Source organism: Streptomyces sp. NPDC005263 (assembly GCF_042872365.1).
Classification (GTDB): Bacteria; Actinomycetota; Actinomycetes; order Streptomycetales; family Streptomycetaceae; genus Streptomyces.
On sequence record NZ_JBIAKJ010000004.1, the window covers coordinates 172,795 to 193,536 of the forward strand.

The window sequence follows — 20,742 nt, forward strand, 5'->3', positions numbered from 1 at the left end:
GGGGCGGGCGCTCGGATGTGCTTGTTCGGTCAGGCGGAGACGGACGACGGTCCTTCGTCGTCCGCGACGGTCTGCTGGGCCGCCACCTTGGCGCGCTCGTCCGCCGCGGCCCGGATGGACCGCCACGCGGATTCCGCGGCCTGCTGCTCCGCCTCCTTCTTGCTGCGGCCGGTGCCGGTGCCGTACGAGACGCCTCCGACGCGGGCGGCAGCAGTGAAGGTCTTCTCGTGGTCGGGGCCGGTCTCCGTGACCAGGTACTCGGGGACACCGAGGCCTTCGGTCGCGGTGAGCTCCTGGAGACTGGTCTTCCAGTCCAGGCCGGCTCCGAGGTTCGAGGACTTCTCGATCAGGGGGTCGAACAGGCGGTGCACCAACTCCGCCGCCGAGTCCAGTCCCTGGTCGAGATAGACCGCACCGATCACCGCTTCCAGGGTGTCGGCGAGGATGGATGCCTTGTCCCGGCCGCCCGTGCCCTCTTCACCGCGGCCGAGCCGGATGAAGGAACCCAGGTCGAGCCCGCGGCCGACCTCCGCCAGCGCACGCGAGTTGACCACCGCGGCCCGCAGCTTGGCCAGTTGGCCTTCCGGCAGGTCGGGGTGGATGCGGTACAGCGTGTCCGTGACCACGAGGCCGAGCACGGAGTCCCCGAGGAACTCCAGGCGTTCGTTGGTCGGCAGACCGCCGTTCTCGTACGCGAAGGAACGGTGGGTCAACGCACGCACCAGAAGGGCGGACTCGAGTGTGTACCCGAGCCGCCCTTCCAACAGCGTGTGGGACGAGGCCGTGTTGTCCGCCGGGGCACTCCCGCTCACGCGGGACCCGTTCTTCTTGGGCGTGGACACTGTGCCTCTCACCGGCCGCTCAGACCTCGAGGACCTGGCGCTTGTTGTAGGTGCCGCAAGCCGGGCACGCGATGTGCTGCAGCTTGGGCTCGTGGCAGCGCTCGCACGCAACCAGGGTGGGGACCGCAGCCTTCCACTGCGACCGGCGGTGGCGCGTGTTGCTGCGCGACATCTTCCGCTTCGGAACAGCCACGGCTACTTCTCCTGCTTCTCGTCGACGCCCGCTTCGGCGTCGCTGGTGTCGTCCTTCTCGCCATCTTCGAGTGAACCGGCGAGTCCCTGCAGTGCCGCCCAACGGATGTCGACGGCGTCATGGTGGTGGCCCGGGTCGTCCGCAAGGCGTGCTCCGCACTGGGCGCACAGTCCTGGGCAGTCTTCCTGGCACACCGGCTGCATCGGCAGTGCGAGCACCACCGCATCACGCAGCACGGGCTCGAGGTCGAACAGTCCGTCCTCGATGAAGAGCATGTCCTCGTCGTCCTCGGCGTCGTCGGCCGGCTCCGCCTTGGGGCGGCCCCGGTCGTCGGCGTCAGGGTACGAGAACATCTCCTGGAACTCCGCTTCGAGCTTCAGCTCCAGCGGCTCCAGACACCTTACGCACTCCCCCTCGGCCTGCGCACGGACGGTGCCTGTGACAAGCACCCCTTCCATGACCGACTCGAGCCGGAGTTCGAGCTTCACCGGGGAGCCTTCCGGCACTCCGATGACCTCCTGGATACCGAGATCCTTGGGAGCGTCGACCGTGCGGGTCAGGCGCTGCAGCGCACCAGGCCGCCGACCCAGCTCGTGTGTGTCGAACACGAGGGGGTTGCGGTGGTCGAGGCGGGCGTTCAGGGCCATTCCAACTTTCGATCTGCTGAGCTCGGGGGCGCTGCCCTTCGGTGTTCCCGGGCAGCGTTGATCGCGGACGTGCACGCGACCGAAGAGCCAGGATACTGGACCTTTCGCTCACGGCCCAATCCGGTGTGCGCTCCCGGTCGGCGCCCCTCCTCGGAGAGGCGGCTCAGCTGTTTCCGCGCCCCTGCTCATAGGCCCGCAACTGCTCCGCACTGATCATGCTGGTGTCGAAGAGACTGGTCTCATCGAGGGCGTGCGCCTGCTGCGGGATGTAACCCGGGTGCTCCGGCTGTGCCTGGTGGTCCGGCTGCGCCTGCTGGGCCTGCTGGGCCTGGTGCGGGTCGTAGGCGTCCTGATGGCCGTCGTAGCCCTGGAAGGGGGCGCCGGGGGCACCTCCCGCCGGAGCGTAGCCGGAGGCGGCGGAGTACGGGTCGGCCTGCTGGTAGCCGTACGGGTCCTGCTGACCCGGGTACTGCTGCTGGTAGCCGCCGCCGTAGGTGTCGGGCTGCTGCTGATAGCCGTAGGCCGGCTGCATGTCCTGCTGGTCGTACTGCTGCGGTACGGGCTGCTCGACCGGGGCGGCCATGGTCTCCCGCGCCGTGAGAGCGGCGAGGTCGGCGAGGTAGTCGGCGTCGCTGGAGTGCTGGACGGTGGAGAGGTCGTCGGCGAGGGCCCCGAGGTCGTCGCTGGCGATCCGGCCGTGCAGCTTCTGACGGCCGCGGCCGACGGCCTCCAGGGTCTTGGCGAGGACCGCCTCGAAGGCGCCGAGCTTGACGTCGACGTACTCGTCGGCGGTGCGGCGCAGGGTGTCCGGGTCGTGGCTGCGCTCGGGGGCGTCCTCGTCCTGGTAGCCCTGTTCGTCGGTGCCCGGGCCAGTACCGAGGAGCTTCTCCCGGCCGCGGCCGACCGAGCCGAGCGTCTTGGTGAGGACGACCTCGAAGTTGGCGAGCTTGGAGTCGACGTAGTCGTCGGCCTCCGCGCGGACCTCCTCCGCCTCCTGGCGGGCCTCGGCGAGGATGCGGTCGGCCTCGGCCTGGGAGCGGCGGGCCACCTCCGTGTCGGAGATCAGGGAGCCACGCTCGGCGTGCGCCTGCCCGATGATCCGCTCTGCCTCCTGGCGGGCCTGCTCGACCATCTGCTCACGGTCGCCGATCAGCTCCTGGGCCTGCGCCAGGGAGCCGGGCAGGGCCGCGCGCACCTCTTCCAGCATCGCGAGCAGGTCGGCGCGGTTGACCACGCACGAGGCCGACATGGGCATCGACCGGGCACCGGAGACCGCGGACACGATCTCGTCGAGCTTCTTCTGCACGTCCACCTGTGCTCGCCACTCTCTACAGCTGTGTTGGAGACGGACGGGACGACTGTACGGCCATGAGGCGACCGGCGGACACCGGCTGACGGTTCGTCAGCTCGTCAGTCCTGCCGGAGCCGCTCGGCGAGGGCCTCGAGGACCAGTGGCGGTACCAGGTGGGAGACGTCCCCGCCCCAGGTCGCGACCTCCTTGACCAGGGAGGAGGAGAGGAAACTGTAGGTCGGGTTGGTGGGCACGAACAGGGTCTCCACCCCCGACAGGCCGTTGTTCATCTGGGCCATCTGCAGCTCGTAGTCGAAGTCGCTGACCGCGCGCAGGCCCTTGACGATGGCCGGGATGTCGCGCTGCTTGCAGAAGTCGACGAGGAGGCCGTGGAAGGCCTCCACCCGGACGTTCCCGTACTCGGCGGTGACCTGGCGGATCAGGTCGATCCGCTCGTCGATCTCGAACAGGCCTCTCTTCGACTTGTTGATCATGACCGCGACATAGACCTCGTCGTACAGACGCGAGGCGCGGGAAATGATGTCGAGGTGTCCGTTGGTGATCGGGTCGAACGACCCGGGACAGACGGCGCGGCGCACTTGAGATCCCTCGCTCTCCGGTCCGGTCATCGTGCGTCTTCGCACGTAGAGGCGGCGCGACCGTACCAAAACGTTCCCTCGCCGTAGCGACGGGCCCGGATCGCTTCGAAACCGTCCGGCCAGTGGAATTCGCCGCCTCTGGTGCTGCGCTCCACGGTGACGAGGGCTTCGGGCGCGAGCCAGCCCCCGGAGAGGAGTGTGAGCAGGATCTCCCGAAGATCGCCGTCCGAGACGGCGTACGGCGGGTCGAGGAAGGCGAGGTCGTACGGCTGCTCCGGCGGCACCTGGATGACCTGGTGGGCCTTGCCCGCCCTGACCTCGGCGCCGGGCAGGCCCAGATTCCGCACGTTCTCCCGGACGATGCGGGCGGCCCGGGCGTCGGCCTCGACCAGCAGGGTGTGACCGGCGCCCCGGGACAGGGCCTCCAGGCCGACGGCGCCCGAACCCGCGTACAGGTCGAGGACCCGCTCGCCGTCCAGGGGGCCGCCGAGCAGGGACTGCCAGGTGGAGAAGAGACCCTCGCGCGCGCGGTCGGAGGTGGGGCGGGTGCCGGTCCCTGGCGGGACGGACAGGCGACGTCCGCCGGCTGTGCCGGCGATCACGCGGGTCATCTGGGGTCCTTGGTTGTGGGCGTCTGTCGGTGGCGTCTATGGATGGCGTCTGTAGGTTCAGTGTGGCTGGTCGCGCGGTTCCCCGCGCCCCTGGGGGCATGCTTCACCCCTTTTCCAGGTACTGCTCTCTTTCCTCGTCCAACAGGGCGTCCAGGGCCGTACGGAGGCCCGGGAGGGCCAGGAGTTCGGGATCGGCCGCCACCAGCGCCGCCGCCTCCTCCCTGGCCTCCGTGATGATCTCCTCGTCCTCGATGACCGCGAGCATCCTGAGACTGGTGCGCGCGCCGGACTGGGCCTGGCCGAGGACGTCGCCCTCCCGGCGCTGTTCGAGGTCGATGCGGGAGAGCTCGAAGCCGTCGAGCGTGGCGGCGACGGCGTTCAGCCGCTGGCGGGCCGGGCTCGCCTCGGGCATCTCGGTCACCAGCAGACACAGACCGGCGGCCGAGCCTCGCCCCACCCGGCCGCGCAGCTGGTGCAGCTGGGAGACGCCGAAGCGGTCGGCGTCCATGATCACCATGGCGGTGGCATTGGGGACGTTGACGCCGACCTCGATGACGGTGGTGGCGACCAGCACGTCGGTCTCCCCGGCGGCGAAGCGGCGCATGACCGCGTCCTTGTCGTCGGGAGGCATGCGACCGTGCAGCACCTCGACCTTGAGGCCCTGGAGAGGGCCGGTGGCCAGCTGGTCGGCGATCTCGAGGACGGCGAGCGGCGGGCGCTTCTCGGCCTCGTCCTCGGGGGACTTCTTGCGGGCCTTCCTGGGGTCGTCCTCCTCGTCGCCGATGCGGGGGCAGACGACGTAGCCCTGATGGCCGTTGTCGACCTCCTCGCGCACCCGCTCCCAGGCCCGGGCCAGGAAGTGGGGTTTGTCGGCGGCCGGCACGACATGGCTGGCGATCGGGGAGCGGCCGGCCGGGAGCTGGTCGAGGACGGAGGTCTCGAGGTCGCCGAAGACCGTCATGGCGACCGTGCGCGGAATGGGCGTGGCCGTCATGACGAGCAGGTGGGGCGGCTGTTTGCCCTTGCCGCGCAGGGCGTCGCGCTGTTCCACGCCGAAGCGGTGCTGTTCGTCGACGACGACCAGCCCGAGGTCGTGGAACTGCACCTTGTCCTCGATCAGCGCGTGGGTGCCGATCACGATCCCGGCCTCGCCGGTGACGAGGTCGAGCAGTGCCTGCCGTCGGGCCGCCGCCCCCATGGAGCCGGTCAGCAGCACCACCTTGGTGGCCTGGTCGGCGCCGCCCAGCATGCCGCCCTCGGCCAGTTCCCCCATCATCTCGACGACCGAGCGGTGGTGCTGCTGGGCGAGGACCTCGGTGGGCGCGAGCATGACGGCCTGCCCTCCGGTGTCGACGACGGCGAGCATGGCGCGCAGCGCCACCAGGGTCTTGCCAGAACCGACCTCTCCTTGCAGGAGGCGGTGCATCGGGTGGTCGGTGGCCAGGTCGTCGAAGATCTCCTTGGAGACCTTCCGCTGGCCCTCGGTGAGGGTGAAGGGCAGCCGGGCGTCGAAGGCCGTGAGGAGACCGTCGGGCGCCGGCTTGCGGGGCACGGCCGGGAGTTGGGCGTCGGCGTGGCGGCGGCGGGCGAGGGCGACCTGGAGCACGAAGGCCTCGTCCCACTTGAGGCGGGCCCGGGCGTCCTCGATGTCGGCCTTGGTGTGCGGGCGGTGGATCTTGAGGAGGGCCTCCGGCAGGGAGACCAGGCCGCGGCCCTCGCGCAGGGAGCCGGGGAGCGGGTCGAGGGCTTCCTGGGCGCTCGGCAGGACGGTCTGGATCGCCTTGCCGATCTTCCAGGACTCCAGCTTGGCGGTGGCGGGGTAGAGCGGGATGAGGGCGCCGGCCCAGCTGTCGACGGCCTCCGCCGCTTCACCGTCGGCACCGCGCAGCAACTCGTATGCCGGATGCGCCAGTTGGAGGCGGCGGTTGAAGACGGAGACCTTGCCCGCGAACAGCGCGCGGGTGCCCGGCAGCAGCTCCTTGTGGGGCTTGTGAACGCCGTTGCCGAAGAAGACCAGTTGGAGCCGGCCGCTGCCGTCCGTGATCGTGACTTCGAGACGCTGACCCTTGCCCCGCGGGGCCTTGGCCGAGGCGAAGGTGTGCAGACGGGCGTCGGCGACCTGGGCGACCACCGTGACGTGCTCGTCCATGGGGAGGTCGGCGAGGTGGGTGAGCTGGCCGCGCTCCTCGTATCTGCGCGGGTAGTGGTGCAGGAGGTCACCGACCGTGTGCAGGCCGAGGTGCTCGGCCATCACCTTCGCGGTGGCGGGGCCGAGCACCCTTTTGAGCGGTTCTTCCAGTGCGGGCACGAGATCCATTGCACACCACACCACTGACATTGCCGTATACGTACCGCGAAACCCCTGGTCAGGACGCTCGTTCGGGCCCTAGGATGACGCGCTCCGGCCATCCCTCCCCGCGGTCACCACCCCACACGGGACCGCCCGACCCCGCGCCGTCGAGAACTCCCCCACCGGCGCTGTGACGATGGACTCCCAGACTTCACAGTCATCCCAGGCACCCCAGTCGCCTCACACGTTCCAGGTCGACCTGCGCGGCCTGGTGGACCTCCTCTCCCATCACCTCTACTCCAGTCCCAAGGTCTATCTGCGCGAGCTGCTGCAGAACGCGGTGGACGCGATCACCGCGCGGCGGGCCGAGGAACCGGACGCCCCCGCCCGGGTACGGATCCACGCCGAGGACGGGTCCCTGCGGGTCGAGGACACCGGCGTGGGACTCAGCGAGTCGGACGTGCACACCCTGCTGGCGACCATCGGGCGCAGCTCCAAACGGGCCGAGGGGCTCCAGGAGGTCCGCGCCGACTTCCTCGGGCAGTTCGGCATCGGACTGCTCGCCTGCTTCGTGGTCGCCGAGCGGATCCGGGTGGTCAGCCGCAGCGCCCGTACCCCGAGTGCGCCGCCCGTGGAGTGGACGGCGAGCGACGACGGCTCGTACACCGTGCGGACGCTGCCGGACACCGCCCGGCCCGAACCGGGCACCACCGTGCACCTGACGGCACGGGCCGGCGTCGGCGAGTGGCTGACCGAGGAACGCGTCCTGGCGCTGGCCCGGGACTTCGGGTCGCTGCTGCCCTACGACGTGCGGGTGGGCGAGGAGGCGGTCACCGAGCTGCCCGCGCCGTGGGACCGGCCGTACCCGAGTCCCGCGGGCCGCCGGGTGGCGCTGGCGCGGCACTGTCACGAGGTGTTCGGGTTCGCTCCGCTGGACGCGATCGACCTGGCGGTGCCGCTCGCCGGGATCCGCGGGGTGGCGTACGTCCTGCCGTCGGCGGTCAGCCCGGCCCAGCGGGCGGGTCACCGTGTGCACCTGAAGGGCATGCTGCTGACCGAGCGGGGCGAACAGCTGCTGCCCGACTGGGCGTTCTTCGTGCGCTGTGTCCTGGACACCGACAGCCTGCGGCCCACGGCCTCGCGGGAGTCGCTGTACGAGGACGAGACGCTGGCCGCGGTACGGGAGGCGCTGGGCGAGCGGATCCGGTCCTGGCTGACGGGGCTGGCGGCCGGCGATCCGCAGCGGCTGGCGGACTTCCTGGCCGTGCACCACCTGGGCGTGAAGTCGCTGGCGCGGCACGACAGCGAGATGCTGCGCACGATGCTGCCGTGGCTGCCGTTCGAGACGACCGACGGGCAGCTGTCCCTGGAGGAGTTCGCTCGGCGGCACCCGGTCGTGCACTTCACCCGGACCGTCGAGGAGTTCCGGCAGGTCGCGCCGATCGCGTCCGCGCAGGGCGTCGGGGTGATCAACGGTGGCTACACGTACGACAGCGAGCTGATCGAGGCACTGCCGTCGGTGCGGCCGGGGACGGTGGTCGCGGAGCTGGACGCCGACACCGTGACCGCGCACCTGGACGCGGTCGACGCGGCCGAGGAACTGGCGCTGTCCGGCTTCCTGGCGGTCGCGCGGGCCAAGCTCGACCCGCTGGGCTGCGATGTCGTCCTGCGGTCCTTCCGCCCGCTCTCGGTTCCCGCGCTGCACCTGGACGACCGGGCGGCCCGGCACGAGCAGGCGCGAGCGGAGGCGGCGGAGCAGGCCGACGACCTGTGGGCGGGCATCCTCGGCTCGTTGCGCGGCAGCGCGCCGCGCGCGCGTCTGGTGCTCAACCATCTCAACCCGCTGATCCGGCGGATCAGTTCACTAGGCGACCCGGAACTGATCGGCACCGCCACGGAGTCTCTGTACGGGCAGGCGCTGCTGATGGCGCAGCGCCCGCTCAGGCCCGCGGACTCGGCCCTGCTGAACCGGGCGTTCATCGGCCTCCTGGAGTGGGCCACGCACAGCGAGGACGGTCAGCCATGAGCCGGATCACGGACTTCGACGACCTCCGTCAGGCGATGGCGGAGAACTCCGAGCAGCCGGAGGGTCCGGCCCGCAACGCGCGCGCGGAGCAGTTGCTCGCCGAGGCGGAGCGGCTGAACATCCCGCTCGCGGTGATCGAGGCGCTCGGGCACCAGCTGAAGGTCTACAACTACAGCTCCGAGAAGGACAAGATGTTCGTCCCCTTCGCGCGCCTGTTGCGCATGTGGGACGAGCGGCCCGAGGACTTCGACGAGTACGAGACGCACTCGCTGCACTGGGTCTTCAAGTGGATGTCGGCCGGCATGCTCGACCAGCCGCACATTCCGCTGGCGTCCATCGAGAAGTGGCTCGGCGAGATGGAGCACCGCTACCGGCTCGCCGGGCACTCCGAACGGGCCGTGCGCAGCGCCGAGTTCAGTGTGGCCGCGCACCTCGGGGACGTGCCGCGGGCCGAGCGGGCGTACACCGCCTGGCTGGCCGCCGACCGGGACGGCATGGCCGACTGCCACGCGTGCGAGCTGCACGGGCAGGGCTGGTGGCAGGCGCAGCAGGGCCGGGACGACGAGGCGCTGGAGTTGTGGGGCCCGGTCCTGGCGGGCGAGTTCACCTGCGCGCACGAGCCGCACACGGTCCTCGCGTCCTCCCTGGCGCCCCTGCTGCGGCTGGGCCGCGTCGATGAGGCCCGGGCCCACCATCTGCGGGGCTTCCGGCTCGTGCGGCCCATGGAGAGCATGCGCGGCGCCTACGCGGACCACGTCGAGTTCTGCGCGCTCACCGGGAACGAGGCGCGTGGCCTGGAACTGCTCGCCCAGCGGCCGACGTACTTCACCGACGGCGGGCATCCGCGCAGCGGCCTGGAGTTCATGGCCGTGGTCGCCCTGCTCATGGACCGGCTGACCGAGCTGGGGCTCGGCGATCAGCCGGTACCGGGACCGGCCGGCCGGGAGTGGACCGCGCGGGACCTCGCGGCCCACGCGCGCGGGGAGGCGCTCGCGCTGGCCGCCCGCTTCGACGACCGCAACGGCACCCGGCACGTCAGTGAGCGGGCACGCGCGCGGATGGCGCAGCGGCCGCTGGTCGAGCGGCTACCGCTGGGGGTGCGTTCGGTGCGGACGGCCGCGGTACCTCCGCCGCCGGTGGCCAACGCTCTGGAGGAGCCCGGCCTGCCCGGCCAGTCCGAGCTGCCCGCGCTGCTGGTCGAGGCCCGGCGGCTCTCGGACACCTTGCAGCCGCACGCGATCGAGGCGTGGGCGGCCGTCGCGCGCGCCGCGGAGGGCGTCGAGCTGGAGGCCCGCGACCGGGCCGAGCTCGCCGACCACCAGGCGATGGATCTGGGCCCGGACGGCATAGCCCTGTTCGAACGTGCCGCCGAGCTGTACGGGCAGGCGGGCGACCCGGGCGAGGCGCTGGCGGCCCGCGCCCGCGCGGCCTACGTGCGCGCCCTCAGCGGCGAGGTGACCGAGGCGCTCGCGGCGGTGGCCGGTCCCTACGACGAGGTCCTCGCGCTCTACGCCGAGGACGGTACCGGCGTACGGCAGACGGCGTCGGTGCTGATGGGGCGGGCGCGGATCCTGATGCGGCGGGTGCACGAGGCGGACGAGCCGCTGGAGGAAGCGGTGGTGGCCGACGCGGGCACCGGCGGCCCGTCGGCTGCCGCGGACTCGACCGCCGGTCTCCCGGCGGGGCCCGCCGAAGCCGACCGGGCCGGGGGCGGCGTGGGTACGTCCGGTGACTCCTCGTCCGGTTCGGTGCTGGCCGAGGCGGAAGGAGCCGCCCGGGAGGTGCTGGCCCTGGTCGAGGGGCGCACCGGTGACGACGTCCGGCTCGCCGCGCGGGCCGCCGAGGCACGGGCGATGCTCGCGGAGCTGGCCGCGCAGACCGGCGACGTGGCAGCGGCCCAGGAGCTGTTCGCGCGGGCCGCGGAGGGCTTCGTCGGCGCGGGGCTGCCGTGGTTCGCCGTGGAGTACGAGGCCAGGCTCGCCGCGCTCGCGCACCACGTCGGCGATCTTGCCGGGACGGAGCGGGCGCTGCGCTGCGCCCTGGAGCACGGTGGACCGCACCTGGAGCCGACGGGACGGGCGCGGCTGCACCTCCAGCTGGCCGAGGTCGTCGGCGGGCGCGGCCTGTCCGAGGAGGCCGCCGAGCACGCCCTGGAGGCGGCGCACTGGGCCGACGAGGCCGGCGAGGGGCCCACGTTGGGATCCTGGGCCCGGCACCAGCTCGGCGGGTTCCTGCTGCGGCAGGGGCGGTGGGCGGAGGCCGCGGAGGTGCTGGAGTCCGCGCTGACGGACCTCGGCGCGGAGACGCACGGCGACGGCGCGATCGTGCAGACGCAGTGGTGGCTCGGCGACTGTCTGAGCGAGCTCGGCGAACACCGCGAGGCCGCCGAACGCCGCTTGCAGGCGGCCGAGATCGCCCGGCACTGGCCGGAGCAGCACGACCACGCGACGCTCGCCCACCTCGCCGCCGAGTCCCTCGGTCACGCCGGGCTGCCCGCCGAGGCGGACCTGGCCTACGCGCGCGCCGGCGAGCTGTGGCGCACGCTCGGCAACGTCCACGGCCTCGTCCGCTCGCTGCGGGCCCGTGCCTGGCTCGCGCTGCGCACCGAGGACGGGGCCGGGGCGGCGCGGGAGTTGATGGCGGTCTCGGTCCGCGAGTGCGAGACGGCACTGGGCGCGACGGCGGACGACGAGGAGGCCCGGCAGCGGCTGCTGGGTGAACTCGGCCACACGCACCGACAGTTCGGCGACCTGCTGGCCCGTTCGGTGGCCGAGGACGCCGAGGACGACTCGATCCGGGCGGTGTTGGAGGAGGCCCTGTCCCAAGTGGCGGAGGCGATCGTCGTCTTCGCCGCGCTCGGGGCCGACGCCCTGTCCGACCGGACCGCCGCCGAACTCGCCGCGGGCTGGCTGGAGGCCGACCTGGGCCGCCCCTCGGACGCGGCGGCCCGCGCGCGTGCGGTGCTGTCGGCGTACGCCGACACCGCGGCCGAGGACGACACCGTCCGGGCACGCCGGTCCGAGGCACGGCAACTGCTCGACGTGGTGGAGGAACAGACGACGGGCTAGGCGACGAGGGGCCGGTGGGGGGCGCGGCCGACGGGCTGCCGTGGCTGGCTGCTCGCTGTCGTCTGCCTGGTTGCCCGCTACCGTCTGCCTTCCGCTGCTTGCCGGCGGCTGCGACCGACGGCTCGCGGCAGGCGACCAGCCACAGCCACCGGCGACCGCCCCCTGGCGTCTGCTACTCGACCCCGATGAGCAGCAGAGCCCCCTGTCGCCCGCCCCGGTACACGACCGTGTCGACGGCGAGGTACGACTCCCGTACGCGGGTTTCGAGGTGGTCGGCGACCGAGGCGGGGGCCTCGTCGCCCAGGACGAGGGTGACCAGTTCGCCGCCGGCCGAGAGCATCCGGTCGAGGACCGTCTCCGCGGTCGCCCCGATGTCCGCGCCGATCACGGCGACGTCGCCGTCGATGAGCCCGAGGATGTCACCGGCCTGGCAGATGCCGGCCATGGTCCAGGACTGCCGCTCCGCGACGACGACCTCGGCGTACCGCGTGGCTCCCGCCGCCGAGGTCATCGTCACGACGTCCTCGTCGAAGCGGCGCTCCGGCTCGTGCACGGCGAGCGCGGCGATGCCCTGGACCGCGGATCGGGTCGGGATCAGGGCCACCCGGACGCCCTCGGTGCGGGCCTGCTCGGCCGCCGCCGCGGCGGTGTGCCGCAGATCCGCGTCGTTGGGAAGCAACACCACCTCGTGCGCGTGGGCCCGCCGTACGGCGTCCACCAGCTCCCCGCTCGCCGGCGGCTCCCCGGGACGCGCGAGGACGGTGGTCGCGCCCGCCTCGGCATACAGCCCGGCCAGACCCTCGCCGGGCACGACCGCCACGACCGCGCGCTGGGCCCGCTCCCCGAGCGGCCGCTCGGCACCCGTGGTGTGCACGTCACCGAGCCCGAAGTGGGTGATCCGGATCCGGTACGGCCGCCCGGCCTCGACGCCCGCCTCCACGGCGGCGCCCGCGTCGTCCACGTGCACATGCACGTTCCACAGCCCGTCACCGCCGACCACGACGAGCGAGTCCCCGAGCGTGTCCAGTCGGTTCCGCAGCCGCGCCACCGCCTCGTCCCGCGCCTCCAGGAGGTAGGTCACCTCGAAGGCCGGGCCGCCCTGCCCGGGGGCCTGCGGCCCGTCCCCGCACTCTCCCTCGTCGCCGGGAGACGGCGACGGACCCGCGGGCCCGCGGGCGGCAGAGACCCGATCGCCCGGCTGCGCCCGCTCGGCGTGCTCCACGCCGCGTCCCACGCGTGCGTGAACCGCGTCGGCCCCGGGCACGGCGTCCGCGGATGCCGCCGGGCCTCCGTGTCCCACGCGGGCGTGCGGCACGGAAGCGGATGCCGGCCCCGTAGCCCCGCCCGGCGTCTGCCCCGTGAACGTCTCCACCAGGGCCCCGAGGACCGCGACCAGGCCCCGTCCGCCCGCGTCGACCACTCCGGCGCGCTCCAGGACGGCCAGCTGCCCCGGGGTCGCGGCGAGGGCGGTGCGCGCTCCCTCGTAGGCCACCCGGGCCACCGTCGCGCAGTCGCCCTCACTCTCTGCCGCGGCCGCGGCGTCGGCGGCGGCCGAGGCGACCGTGAGGACCGTTCCCTCGACGGGGCGGGCCACGGCCTGTCGGGCGGAGTCGGCCGCGTGGCGCAGGGCGAGCCCAAGGCCCCGTCCATCGGTGTGAGCGGTCTCACCGTCGGCGGCGAGCACCTGCGCCATGCCGCGCAGCAGCTGCGCGAGGATCGTCCCCGAGTTGCCCCGCGCGCCGATCAGCGCCCCGTGCGCCATCGCCCCGACGGCATCGGCGAGCGTCGGCCCTCCGGCGGCCGGCGGACCGGCCTCGTGTCCCGCGAACACCGCCTCCACGGCCCCGACGGCGGACTCCACCGTCAGATACAGGTTCGTGCCGGTGTCCCCGTCCGCCACGGGATAGACGTTGATCGCGTCGATCTCCTCGCGCGCCCGTCCGAGCGCGGCCAGCGCGAGAGAGCACCAGGTGCGCACCGCGAGAGCATCGAAGAATGTCTGCGGCTCCTGCGCCACCTACGCCTCCTTTGAGCTGCCGGACGTGGGACGCAGCGTAGACCTCGGGGTGCTGTCCACCGGAAGAGGGCCTGGAGCCGAGCCCTGAGCAGCCATGGTAGTTTCGTTCCACTGGCGCAGTCGTTGTATGCTGCTCCGGTTGCCCGATCACATCGGGCCACCTCCCTGGCACCGCCACTCAGATCTCTGATCCTTTGATCTCGATCCCGGCATGCCGGGATCCACCGTAAGTGCATCTGAAGTCTTTGGAGTGACCCGTGGCTGCCAACTGCGACGTCTGCGGCAAGGGGCCGGGCTTCGGCAACAACATCTCGCACTCGCACCGCCGTACGTCCCGCCGCTGGAACCCGAACATCCAGCGTGTGCGTACCGTGGTGAGCGGGACGCCGAAGCGCGTGAACGCTTGCACCTCGTGCATCAAGGCCGGCAAGGTCTCGCGCTGACGTACATCCCCCACCTCTCGACTTCGGTCGAGGCGGGGGGACCCCATCGCGCGCGGCCACAGCTGGTTCGCTGCTCTGAGCCGGTCCACCTGGTGTGGACCGGCTTTTAGCATTGCTCACCCTTCCGGAGACCGGAAGGTCCATCCGTGGTCCACCGGCCCGATCCCCCCGCCGAGCGCGTACCCGGCCGCGATCGCCCCGGTGACGTACTCCTTGGCCGCCGCCACCGCCTCCGGCACGCTCCGCCCCTTCGCCAGCTGTGACGCGATCGCCGACGCGAGGGTGCAGCCGGTGCCGTGCGTGTGCCGGTTGTCGTGGCGCGGGGCGCGCAGCCAGTGTTCCTCGGAGCCGTCGGTGAGCAGGTCCACGGCGTCACCGGTCAGATGACCGCCCTTGATGAGCGCCCACCGGGGCCCGTACCCCAGCAGCGCCGCGGCGGCCTCCCGCATCCCGCCCTCCGACTCGACCCGCACGCCCGTGAGTTGGGTCACCTCGTCCAGGTTCGGCGTCGCCACGGTGGCCACCGGCAGCAGCTTCGTCCGTACGGAATCCAGCGCGGACGCGGCCAGCAACGGGTCCCCGTGCTTGGAGACCCCGACCGGGTCGACGACGACAGGCGCGTCCGTGCCCGCGATCAACTCGGCCACCGCCGCCACGAGTTCGGCGGAGGCGAGCATGCCCGTCTTCACCGCCTGGACGCCGATGTCGTCCACGACGCTGCGGTACTGCGCCCGCACCGCCTCCACCGGCAGCTCCCAAGCCCCCTGCACACCGAGGGAGTTCTGCGCGGTGACCGCGGTGACGACACTCATGCCGTGCACGCCGAGCGCGAGCATGGTCTTCAGGTCGGCCTGGATCCCGGCTCCACCCCCGGAGTCGGAACCCGCGACCGTCAGCACCCTCGGCGGCGCGCTCATGACTCGATGTCCCCGAAGTGGTCCCAGCCGCCCTTATTGGTCCACGGCGCCCCGTCGACCGTCACCTGGGGCAGCGCCGACGGGTTGAGCACCTCGCCGATCACCTTCCAGCGGGCCGGCAGCTTCACGTCCGGTGGGAAGGTCGCCACGATCGCGTGGTCCTCTCCCCCGGTCAGCACCCACTGCATGGCGTCGACGCCGACGGCCTGCCCGATGTCGTGCATCTGGGACGGGATGTCGATCGCGCCGGAGCGGATGTCGATACGGACCTTGCTGGCCTCGGCGATGTGCCCGAGGTCCGCGATCAGCCCGTCGCTCACGTCGCACATGGCGGTCGCCCCGAGCCCGGCGGCGGCCGGACCGGCGTGGTACGGCGGCTCGGGCCGCCGGTGCGCCTCCACGAAGGCCCGCGGCGAACGGAACCCCCGGGACAGCACCGCGTATCCGGCGGCGGACCAGCCCAGCCATCCGGTCACCGCGACGAGGTCACCGGGCTGGGCACCGCCCCGCGTGACGGGCTCGTTGTTGCGCAGGTCGCCGAGCGCGGTGATCGACACCATGATCGTGTCACCGCGTACGACGTCCCCGCCGACCACGGAGGCGCCTGCCACCTGGCACTCGTCGCGCAGGCCGTCCATCAGCTCGCTCGCCCAGGTCACCGGGAGTTCGCCGGGGACGACCAGGCCGAGCAGCAGCGCGGTCGGTACGGCGCCCATGGCGGCGATGTCCGCGAGGTTCTGCGCGGCCGCCTTGCGGCCCACGTCGTAGGCGGTGGACCAGTCACGGCGGAAGTGCCGCCCCTCCAGGAGGATGTCGGTGCTGGCCACCACCCGTCGGTCCGGCGCGGCGACCACCGCGGCGTCGTCGCCGGGGCCGACCCGGACCGCCGGAGTGGTGGTCAGACGGGAGGTGAGCTCCCTGATGAGCCCGAACTCCCCAAGCTCACCAACAGTGCCCTTCATTGCCCTTACGCCCCTTCTGTACCTGTCCGTGCCCGCTCGCGCGTCACCAGTGTCCTCGATACGGTCGAGGTGACCGTCAACTTCTGTCGTGCCCGTGCCCCGGCGCGGGCGTCCTGGTCCCCGCGGGTCTCCCCGTGGCGAGCTGCGACGCGATACCGTGGCGTTCCTTTTCCCCACATGATCCTCGTGGCCGCCCTGGAGGTTCCGTGGTACAGGCGTACATCCTGATCCAGACGGAGGTCGGCAAAGCGTCGACCGTCGCAGAGACGATCAGCAAGCTCCCTGGAGTCATCCAGGCCGAGGACGTGACAGGACCGTACGACGTCATCGTGCGCGCCCAGTCCGACACCGTGGACGATCTCGGCCGCATGGTGGTCGCGAAAGTCCAGCAGGTGGACGGCATCACCCGCACCCTGACCTGTCCGGTCGTGCATCTGTAGCCCCCGTCTACCCTTGACCGGTGTACCTCTTCCGTCACCGGCGCCGCATTGTCATCGGGCCGCCCGCGATCGCCGTGCTGATCACGGTCGCGGGCTGTTCCTCAGCAGACGACACCGCCTCGGCGGCGGTTCCGAGTCCGAGTGCGAAGGTCACGAAGCTGTGCCGGGACCTGGACAAGGTACTGCCGTCGAAAGTGGACGGTGAGAGCCGCCACGACCCCGACCCGGCCTCCGCACTGACCGCGGGCTGGGGAGGCCCGGCGATCATACTGCGCTGCGGTGTCGGGCAGCCTCCGAAGATGATCGACCCCAAGGTGGCGGAGGGAGCCGACCCGGACGCGGTCGCCGGTGGCGTGAACGGAGTCGACTGGCTGATGGAGAAGCAGGACGGCGGGGGCAGCCGCTTCACCACGGCCAACCGGAGCGTGTACGTCGAGGTGACGGTGCCGAAGGGAACGGACAGCTCCGGGGCGCTGATCGATCTGGCCCCGGCAGTCAAGAAGGCGATCCCCGAGGGGATCGCCGACTAGGACTCCTGGCCGCTCCCGGATGGTCCACCGGCCGCGGACAGCGTCAGCGCAGGCCCGTCGAACGACGCAGCGCCGCCTGGATCAAGCGGTCCACCAGCTCGCCGTATTCGATGCCACTGGCCTGCCACATCTTCGGGTACATCGAGATCGGCGTGAAGCCGGGCATCGTGTTGATCTCGTTGATCACGAACTCGCCGTCCTCGGTGAGGAAGAAGTCCGCGCGGACGAGGCCCTCGCAGGAGGCCGCCTCGAAGGCGTCCACCGCGAGCCGCTGCACCCGGGCGGTCTCCTCGGGCGTCAGCGGCGCGGGAACGAGGCCGGGCGTCGAGTCGATGTACTTCGCCTCGAAGTCGTAGTACGCGTGCGTGTCCGGCGGCGGGATCTCCGCGGGGACGGAGGCACGCGGACCGTCCTCGAACTCCAGCACCCCGCACTCGATCTCGCGACCCCGCAGCGCCGCCTCCACCAGGATCTTCGGGTCGTGCCGCTGTGCCTCGGCGATCGCCTCGTCGAGGCCCGACAGGTCGTCGACCTTGGTGATGCCGATCGACGAGCCCGCCCGTGCGGGCTTCACGAACAACGGCCAGCCGTGTTCCCCGGCGAAGTCGATGATCTTCTTGCGGGCGGCGGACTCGTCCCGCTCCCACTCGCGCGGGCGGATCACCACATACGGGCCCACCCGCAGCCCGAAGGAGGTGAACACCCGCTTCATGTACTCCTTGTCCTGGCCGACCGCCGAGGCGAGCACACCAGAACCCACATACGGCACCCCGGACAGCTCCAACATGCCCTGGAGGGTGCCGTCCTCGCCGTACGGGCCGTGCAGCACCGGGAAGACCACGTCGATCTCGCCGAGCACCTTGGGCACCGATCCGGGCTCGCCGTAGACGACTTCGCGGTTCGTGGGGTCGACGGGCAGCACCACGCCGCCCTCGCCGGACTCGGCGAGTTCCTCGACATCGGGCGTACGGCGCTCGGTGATCGCCATCCGCTCCGGATCGTCGGCGGTGAGCGCCCACCGGCCGTCCCGGGTGATGCCGATCGGCAGGACGTCGTACGTCGTCCGGTCGATGGCCTTGAGGACGGCTCCGGCCGTGACCATGGAGATCCCGTGTTCGGAGCTGCGCCCGCCGAACACGACGGCCACGCGCGGCTTGCGAGGCGACTGCTCAGGGTTCTGGGGGAGGTTCTCGGTGCTCATATCGCGTTGAGGGTACCCGTTGGTAAGGCCCCGAGACAGCGTCCACCCCGGGGGTTCGCTCAGCGTCGTTCGGGCTTCGCGCTGCGCGACATCAGCTCCTTGAGAGCGACCACGGGAGGCTTGGCCTCGTGGACGATTCCCACGACCGTCTCGGTGATGGGCATGTCGACTCCGTGCCGGCGGGCCAGATCCAGCACCGACTCACAGGACTTGACGCCCTCGGCGGTCTGCCTGGTGACCGCGATGGTCTCCTGGAGGGTCATGCCCTTGCCGAGGTTGGTGCCGAAGGTGTGGTTGCGCGACAGCGGCGAGGAACAGGTCGCCACCAGGTCGCCGAGGCCGGCGAGCCCGGAGAACGTCAGCGGGTCGGCGCCCATCGCCAGACCCAGCCGGGTCGTCTCCGCGAGTCCCCGCGTGATCAGCGAGCCCTTGGCGTTGTCACCGAGTCCCATGCCGTCCGCGATGCCGACGGCCAGCCCGATGACGTTCTTGACCGCACCGCCGAGTTCGCAGCCCACCACGTCGGTGTTGGTGTACGGGCGGAAGTACGGCGTGTGGCAGGCGGCCTGGAGCCGCTGGGCGACGCCCTCGTCGGTGCACGCGACCACGGCGGCGGCCGGCATCCGGGCGGCGATCTCCCGGGCCAGGTTGGGCCCGGTGACCACCGCGACGCGGCTCGGGCCCACCTTGGCGACGTCCTCGACGACCTCGCTCATCCGCATGGCGGAACCGAGTTCGACGCCCTTCATCAACGACACGAGGACCGTGTCGGGCGCGAGCAGCGGTGCCCACTCGGCGAGGTTGGCACGCAGCGTCTGGGAGGGGATGGCGAGCACGGTGAGGTCGGCGTCACGCGCGGCCTCGGCGGCGTCCGCCGTCGCCCGCAGGTTCTCGGGGAGTTCGACGCCGGGGAGGTAGTCGGGGTTCGTACGCGTGGAGTTGACCGCTTGCGCGAGTTCGGCGCGCCGGCCCCACAAGGTCACCTCGCAGCCCGCGTCGGCGAGGACCATACCGAAGGCAGTGCCCCATGATCCGTTGCCGAAGACGGCCGCCTTGACCGGCTTGCTCACGTGCCCTGCTCCTCTTCCTGTCCGATCTTGCGCTGCGCCGGCGGCTGCGTCCGTGGCGGTGTCTGCGTCCGGGTCCGACGCCGCTGCTCGATCCGCTCGCGGCGCGGGTCGTAGGGCGTGGCGGGCGCCTTCTCGCCGCGGATCTCCTCCAGCTGGCGGGTGACGGCGGCCATGATGACCTCGGTCGCCGCCTTCAGGAGCTCCGGGGTCATCTCCCGGTCGTAGAAGGGCCGAAGGTCCACCGGGGGCCCGGCGAGCACGTGGTGGGTCTTGCGCGGCAGGAAATTCGGCTTCCTGGCGTACGGCGGCAGCACCTCGTTGGCGCCCCACTGGGCCACCGGAATCACCGGGCACTTGGTCTGCAGGGCGACCCGGGCGGCACCGGTCTTGGCGGTCATGGGCCAGCCGTCCGGGTCGCGGGTGAGGGTGCCCTCGGGGTAGAACGCGACGCACTCACCGCGTTCCACGGCGTCGATGGCGGCCCGGAAGGCGCTGAGCGCGTCCGTGCTCTCGCGGTAGACGGGGATCTGCCCGGTGCCGCGCATCGCGGCCCCCACGAATCCCTTCCGGAAAAGGCCGCTCTTCGCCAGGAATCGCGGAACGCGGCCCGTGTTGTACTGAAAGTGCGCGTAGGCGAAGGGATCGATGTGCGAATTATGGTTCACGGCGGTGATAAATCCACCGTCAGCTGGAATGTGCTCCATTCCGCGCCAGTCCCGCTTGATCAGAACCACCAGCGGCGGTTTGCAGAGGACCGCTGCGAAGCGGTACCAGAACCCGATTCTGCGGCGGGTCACGCGGACACCTTCCTCTAGTGCCTGGGGGGCCGCACAAGTGTCGCCCCAGGCCGCCGGTCTGTCGAGAACACCGTACGCCCCGACTCCGCTGCCGCCAGATGCACCGGTGACGGCTGAGTAACAATGGCGGCTACAAGAGAGGGCGGAACGCTTGTGCAGTGGACGTTGGTCATACCCGTGAAGCCCCTGGCGCGGGCCAAGAGCAGGCTCTCGGACACCGCCGCCGACGGGCTGCGTCCAGGGCTGGCCCTGGCCTTCGCCCAGGACACCGTCGCGGCCGCGCTGGCCTGCCCGGCTGTGAAGGATGTGGCAGTCGTCACGGACGACTCGCTGGCGGGCCGCGAGCTGGGCGCTTTGGGCGCCCACATCGTCTCCGACGAGCCGCGCGGCGGCCTGAACGCCGCTCTGGCGCACGCGGCGGCCGTCGTACGCGCCAAGCGCCCCGAAAGCGCCGTGGCGGCCCTCAACGCGGATCTGCCGGCACTGCGCCCTCTGGAATTGGCCCGGGTTCTGGACGCGGCAGCGGAATTCCCCCGCGCCTTTCTCCCGGATGCCGCCGCAATCGGCACCACTCTGCTGGCCGCCCGCGAAGGCACGGAATTGCAGCCCGCCTTCGGCACGGATTCCCGGGCCCGCCATCGCGCGTCGGGCGCGGCGGAACTCGTCCTCGACGCGGTGGATTCCGTACGGCAGGACGTGGACACCGGCGCCGACCTGCGCGCCGCGTTGACCCTGGGAGTCGGCCCCCGCACGGCGACTCAGGCGGCGCGGCTGTTGATCCCCTGGCAGTAGGCTGAC

At 71.8% G+C, this 20,742-nt stretch carries 19 protein-coding genes; 6 read left to right on the top strand and 13 right to left on the bottom strand.

Features of this window, described 5'->3' with window-relative positions; translation table 11 throughout:
• Window positions 1-29: 29 nt before the first annotated feature.
• The 7 genes from rnc to recG all read right to left on the bottom strand — a co-directional run bounded on the left by rnc (window position 30) and on the right by recG (window position 6,500).
• Complete coding sequence (gene rnc, locus ACFYRY_RS19320) at window positions 30-842, bottom strand: ribonuclease III (RefSeq protein WP_389148342.1); 813 nt, start codon at window positions 840-842, stop codon at window positions 30-32.
• Window positions 843-861: 19 nt separating this feature from the next.
• Window positions 862-1,035: a 50S ribosomal protein L32 gene (gene rpmF, locus ACFYRY_RS19325; protein WP_006139588.1), complete on the bottom strand. Its 174-nt coding sequence runs from the start codon at window positions 1,033-1,035 to the stop codon at window positions 862-864.
• A 2-nt stretch (window positions 1,036-1,037) separates the two neighbouring features.
• Entirely contained in the window at window positions 1,038-1,682 is a 645-nt protein-coding gene (locus ACFYRY_RS19330; RefSeq protein ID WP_389146680.1) for a YceD family protein, read from the bottom strand.
• A gap of 163 nt (window positions 1,683-1,845) precedes the next feature.
• A complete protein-coding gene (locus tag ACFYRY_RS19335; RefSeq protein WP_389146683.1) occupies window positions 1,846-2,994 on the bottom strand; it encodes a cell division initiation protein in 1,149 nt (382 codons plus the stop codon).
• A gap of 98 nt (window positions 2,995-3,092) precedes the next feature.
• The gene (gene coaD, locus ACFYRY_RS19340) at window positions 3,093-3,572 is read right to left on the bottom strand and encodes a pantetheine-phosphate adenylyltransferase (RefSeq protein WP_362448540.1); all 480 of its coding nucleotides are present in this window, start codon (window positions 3,570-3,572) and stop codon (window positions 3,093-3,095) included.
• Window positions 3,573-3,598: 26 nt separating this feature from the next.
• On the bottom strand, window positions 3,599-4,183 hold the full coding sequence (gene rsmD, locus ACFYRY_RS19345) for a 16S rRNA (guanine(966)-N(2))-methyltransferase RsmD (protein WP_389146686.1): 585 nt from the start codon (window positions 4,181-4,183) through the stop codon (window positions 3,599-3,601).
• A 103-nt stretch (window positions 4,184-4,286) separates the two neighbouring features.
• A complete protein-coding gene (gene recG, locus ACFYRY_RS19350; protein ID WP_389146689.1) occupies window positions 4,287-6,500 on the bottom strand; it encodes an ATP-dependent DNA helicase RecG in 2,214 nt (737 codons plus the stop codon).
• A 169-nt stretch (window positions 6,501-6,669) separates the two neighbouring features.
• On the opposite strand from recG, the gene ACFYRY_RS19355 reads away from it, so the two are divergent.
• Window positions 6,670-8,499 carry an HSP90 family protein gene (locus tag ACFYRY_RS19355; RefSeq protein WP_389146692.1) on the top strand — a complete coding sequence of 610 codons (1,830 nt, stop codon included), beginning with the start codon at window positions 6,670-6,672 and terminating at the stop codon, window positions 8,497-8,499.
• Window positions 8,496-11,567: a tetratricopeptide repeat protein gene (locus ACFYRY_RS19360; protein ID WP_389146695.1), complete on the top strand. Its 3,072-nt coding sequence runs from the start codon at window positions 8,496-8,498 to the stop codon at window positions 11,565-11,567. The genes ACFYRY_RS19355 and ACFYRY_RS19360 overlap by 4 nt, the downstream gene beginning before the upstream one ends.
• Window positions 11,568-11,739: 172 nt before the next feature.
• On the opposite strand, the gene ACFYRY_RS19365 is transcribed toward ACFYRY_RS19360, so the two are convergent.
• Window positions 11,740-13,584 (bottom strand): DAK2 domain-containing protein, encoded by a 1,845-nt coding sequence (locus ACFYRY_RS19365; protein ID WP_389146698.1) that lies wholly within the window; start codon window positions 13,582-13,584, stop codon window positions 11,740-11,742.
• Between the two features lie 257 nt (window positions 13,585-13,841).
• On the opposite strand from ACFYRY_RS19365, the gene rpmB reads away from it, so the two are divergent.
• Window positions 13,842-14,027, top strand: a complete 186-nt coding sequence (gene rpmB, locus ACFYRY_RS19370; RefSeq protein WP_003973430.1) for a 50S ribosomal protein L28 — start codon at window positions 13,842-13,844, stop codon at window positions 14,025-14,027.
• A gap of 116 nt (window positions 14,028-14,143) precedes the next feature.
• On the opposite strand, the gene thiD is transcribed toward rpmB, so the two are convergent.
• Window positions 14,144-14,944: a bifunctional hydroxymethylpyrimidine kinase/phosphomethylpyrimidine kinase gene (gene thiD / locus ACFYRY_RS19375; RefSeq protein ID WP_389146702.1), complete on the bottom strand. Its 801-nt coding sequence runs from the start codon at window positions 14,942-14,944 to the stop codon at window positions 14,144-14,146.
• Window positions 14,941-15,906: a thiamine-phosphate kinase gene (locus ACFYRY_RS19380; RefSeq protein WP_389146705.1), complete on the bottom strand. Its 966-nt coding sequence runs from the start codon at window positions 15,904-15,906 to the stop codon at window positions 14,941-14,943. The genes thiD and ACFYRY_RS19380 overlap by 4 nt, the downstream gene beginning before the upstream one ends.
• Window positions 15,907-16,112: 206 nt before the next feature.
• Between ACFYRY_RS19380 and ACFYRY_RS19385 the strand changes: the two genes are divergently transcribed.
• Together ACFYRY_RS19385 and ACFYRY_RS19390 are read left to right on the top strand one after the other, a co-directional pair.
• Window positions 16,113-16,346 carry an Lrp/AsnC ligand binding domain-containing protein gene (locus ACFYRY_RS19385; protein WP_324788849.1) on the top strand — a complete coding sequence of 78 codons (234 nt, stop codon included), beginning with the start codon at window positions 16,113-16,115 and terminating at the stop codon, window positions 16,344-16,346.
• A 20-nt stretch (window positions 16,347-16,366) separates the two neighbouring features.
• Window positions 16,367-16,876, top strand: coding sequence for a DUF3515 domain-containing protein (locus tag ACFYRY_RS19390; RefSeq protein ID WP_389146708.1), 510 nt, complete (start codon window positions 16,367-16,369; stop codon window positions 16,874-16,876).
• A gap of 43 nt (window positions 16,877-16,919) precedes the next feature.
• Here the strand turns inward: ACFYRY_RS19390 and ACFYRY_RS19395 are convergent, their stop codons facing one another.
• From ACFYRY_RS19395 to ACFYRY_RS19405, 3 genes are read right to left on the bottom strand one after another with little or no spacing between them, the layout of a single operon-like run.
• Window positions 16,920-18,077, bottom strand: coding sequence for a D-alanine--D-alanine ligase family protein (locus tag ACFYRY_RS19395; protein ID WP_389146711.1), 1,158 nt, complete (start codon window positions 18,075-18,077; stop codon window positions 16,920-16,922).
• A 59-nt stretch (window positions 18,078-18,136) separates the two neighbouring features.
• Entirely contained in the window at window positions 18,137-19,147 is a 1,011-nt protein-coding gene (locus tag ACFYRY_RS19400; RefSeq protein ID WP_389146714.1) for an NAD(P)H-dependent glycerol-3-phosphate dehydrogenase, read from the bottom strand.
• Complete coding sequence (locus ACFYRY_RS19405; protein ID WP_389146717.1) at window positions 19,144-19,944, bottom strand: lysophospholipid acyltransferase family protein; 801 nt, start codon at window positions 19,942-19,944, stop codon at window positions 19,144-19,146. Before ACFYRY_RS19405 ends, ACFYRY_RS19400 begins: the two co-directional genes overlap by 4 nt.
• A 153-nt stretch (window positions 19,945-20,097) precedes the next feature.
• Between ACFYRY_RS19405 and cofC the strand changes: the two genes are divergently transcribed.
• Window positions 20,098-20,736 (top strand): 2-phospho-L-lactate guanylyltransferase, encoded by a 639-nt coding sequence (gene cofC, locus ACFYRY_RS19410; RefSeq protein WP_389146720.1) that lies wholly within the window; start codon window positions 20,098-20,100, stop codon window positions 20,734-20,736.
• The last annotated feature ends 6 nt before the right edge of the window (window positions 20,737-20,742 follow it).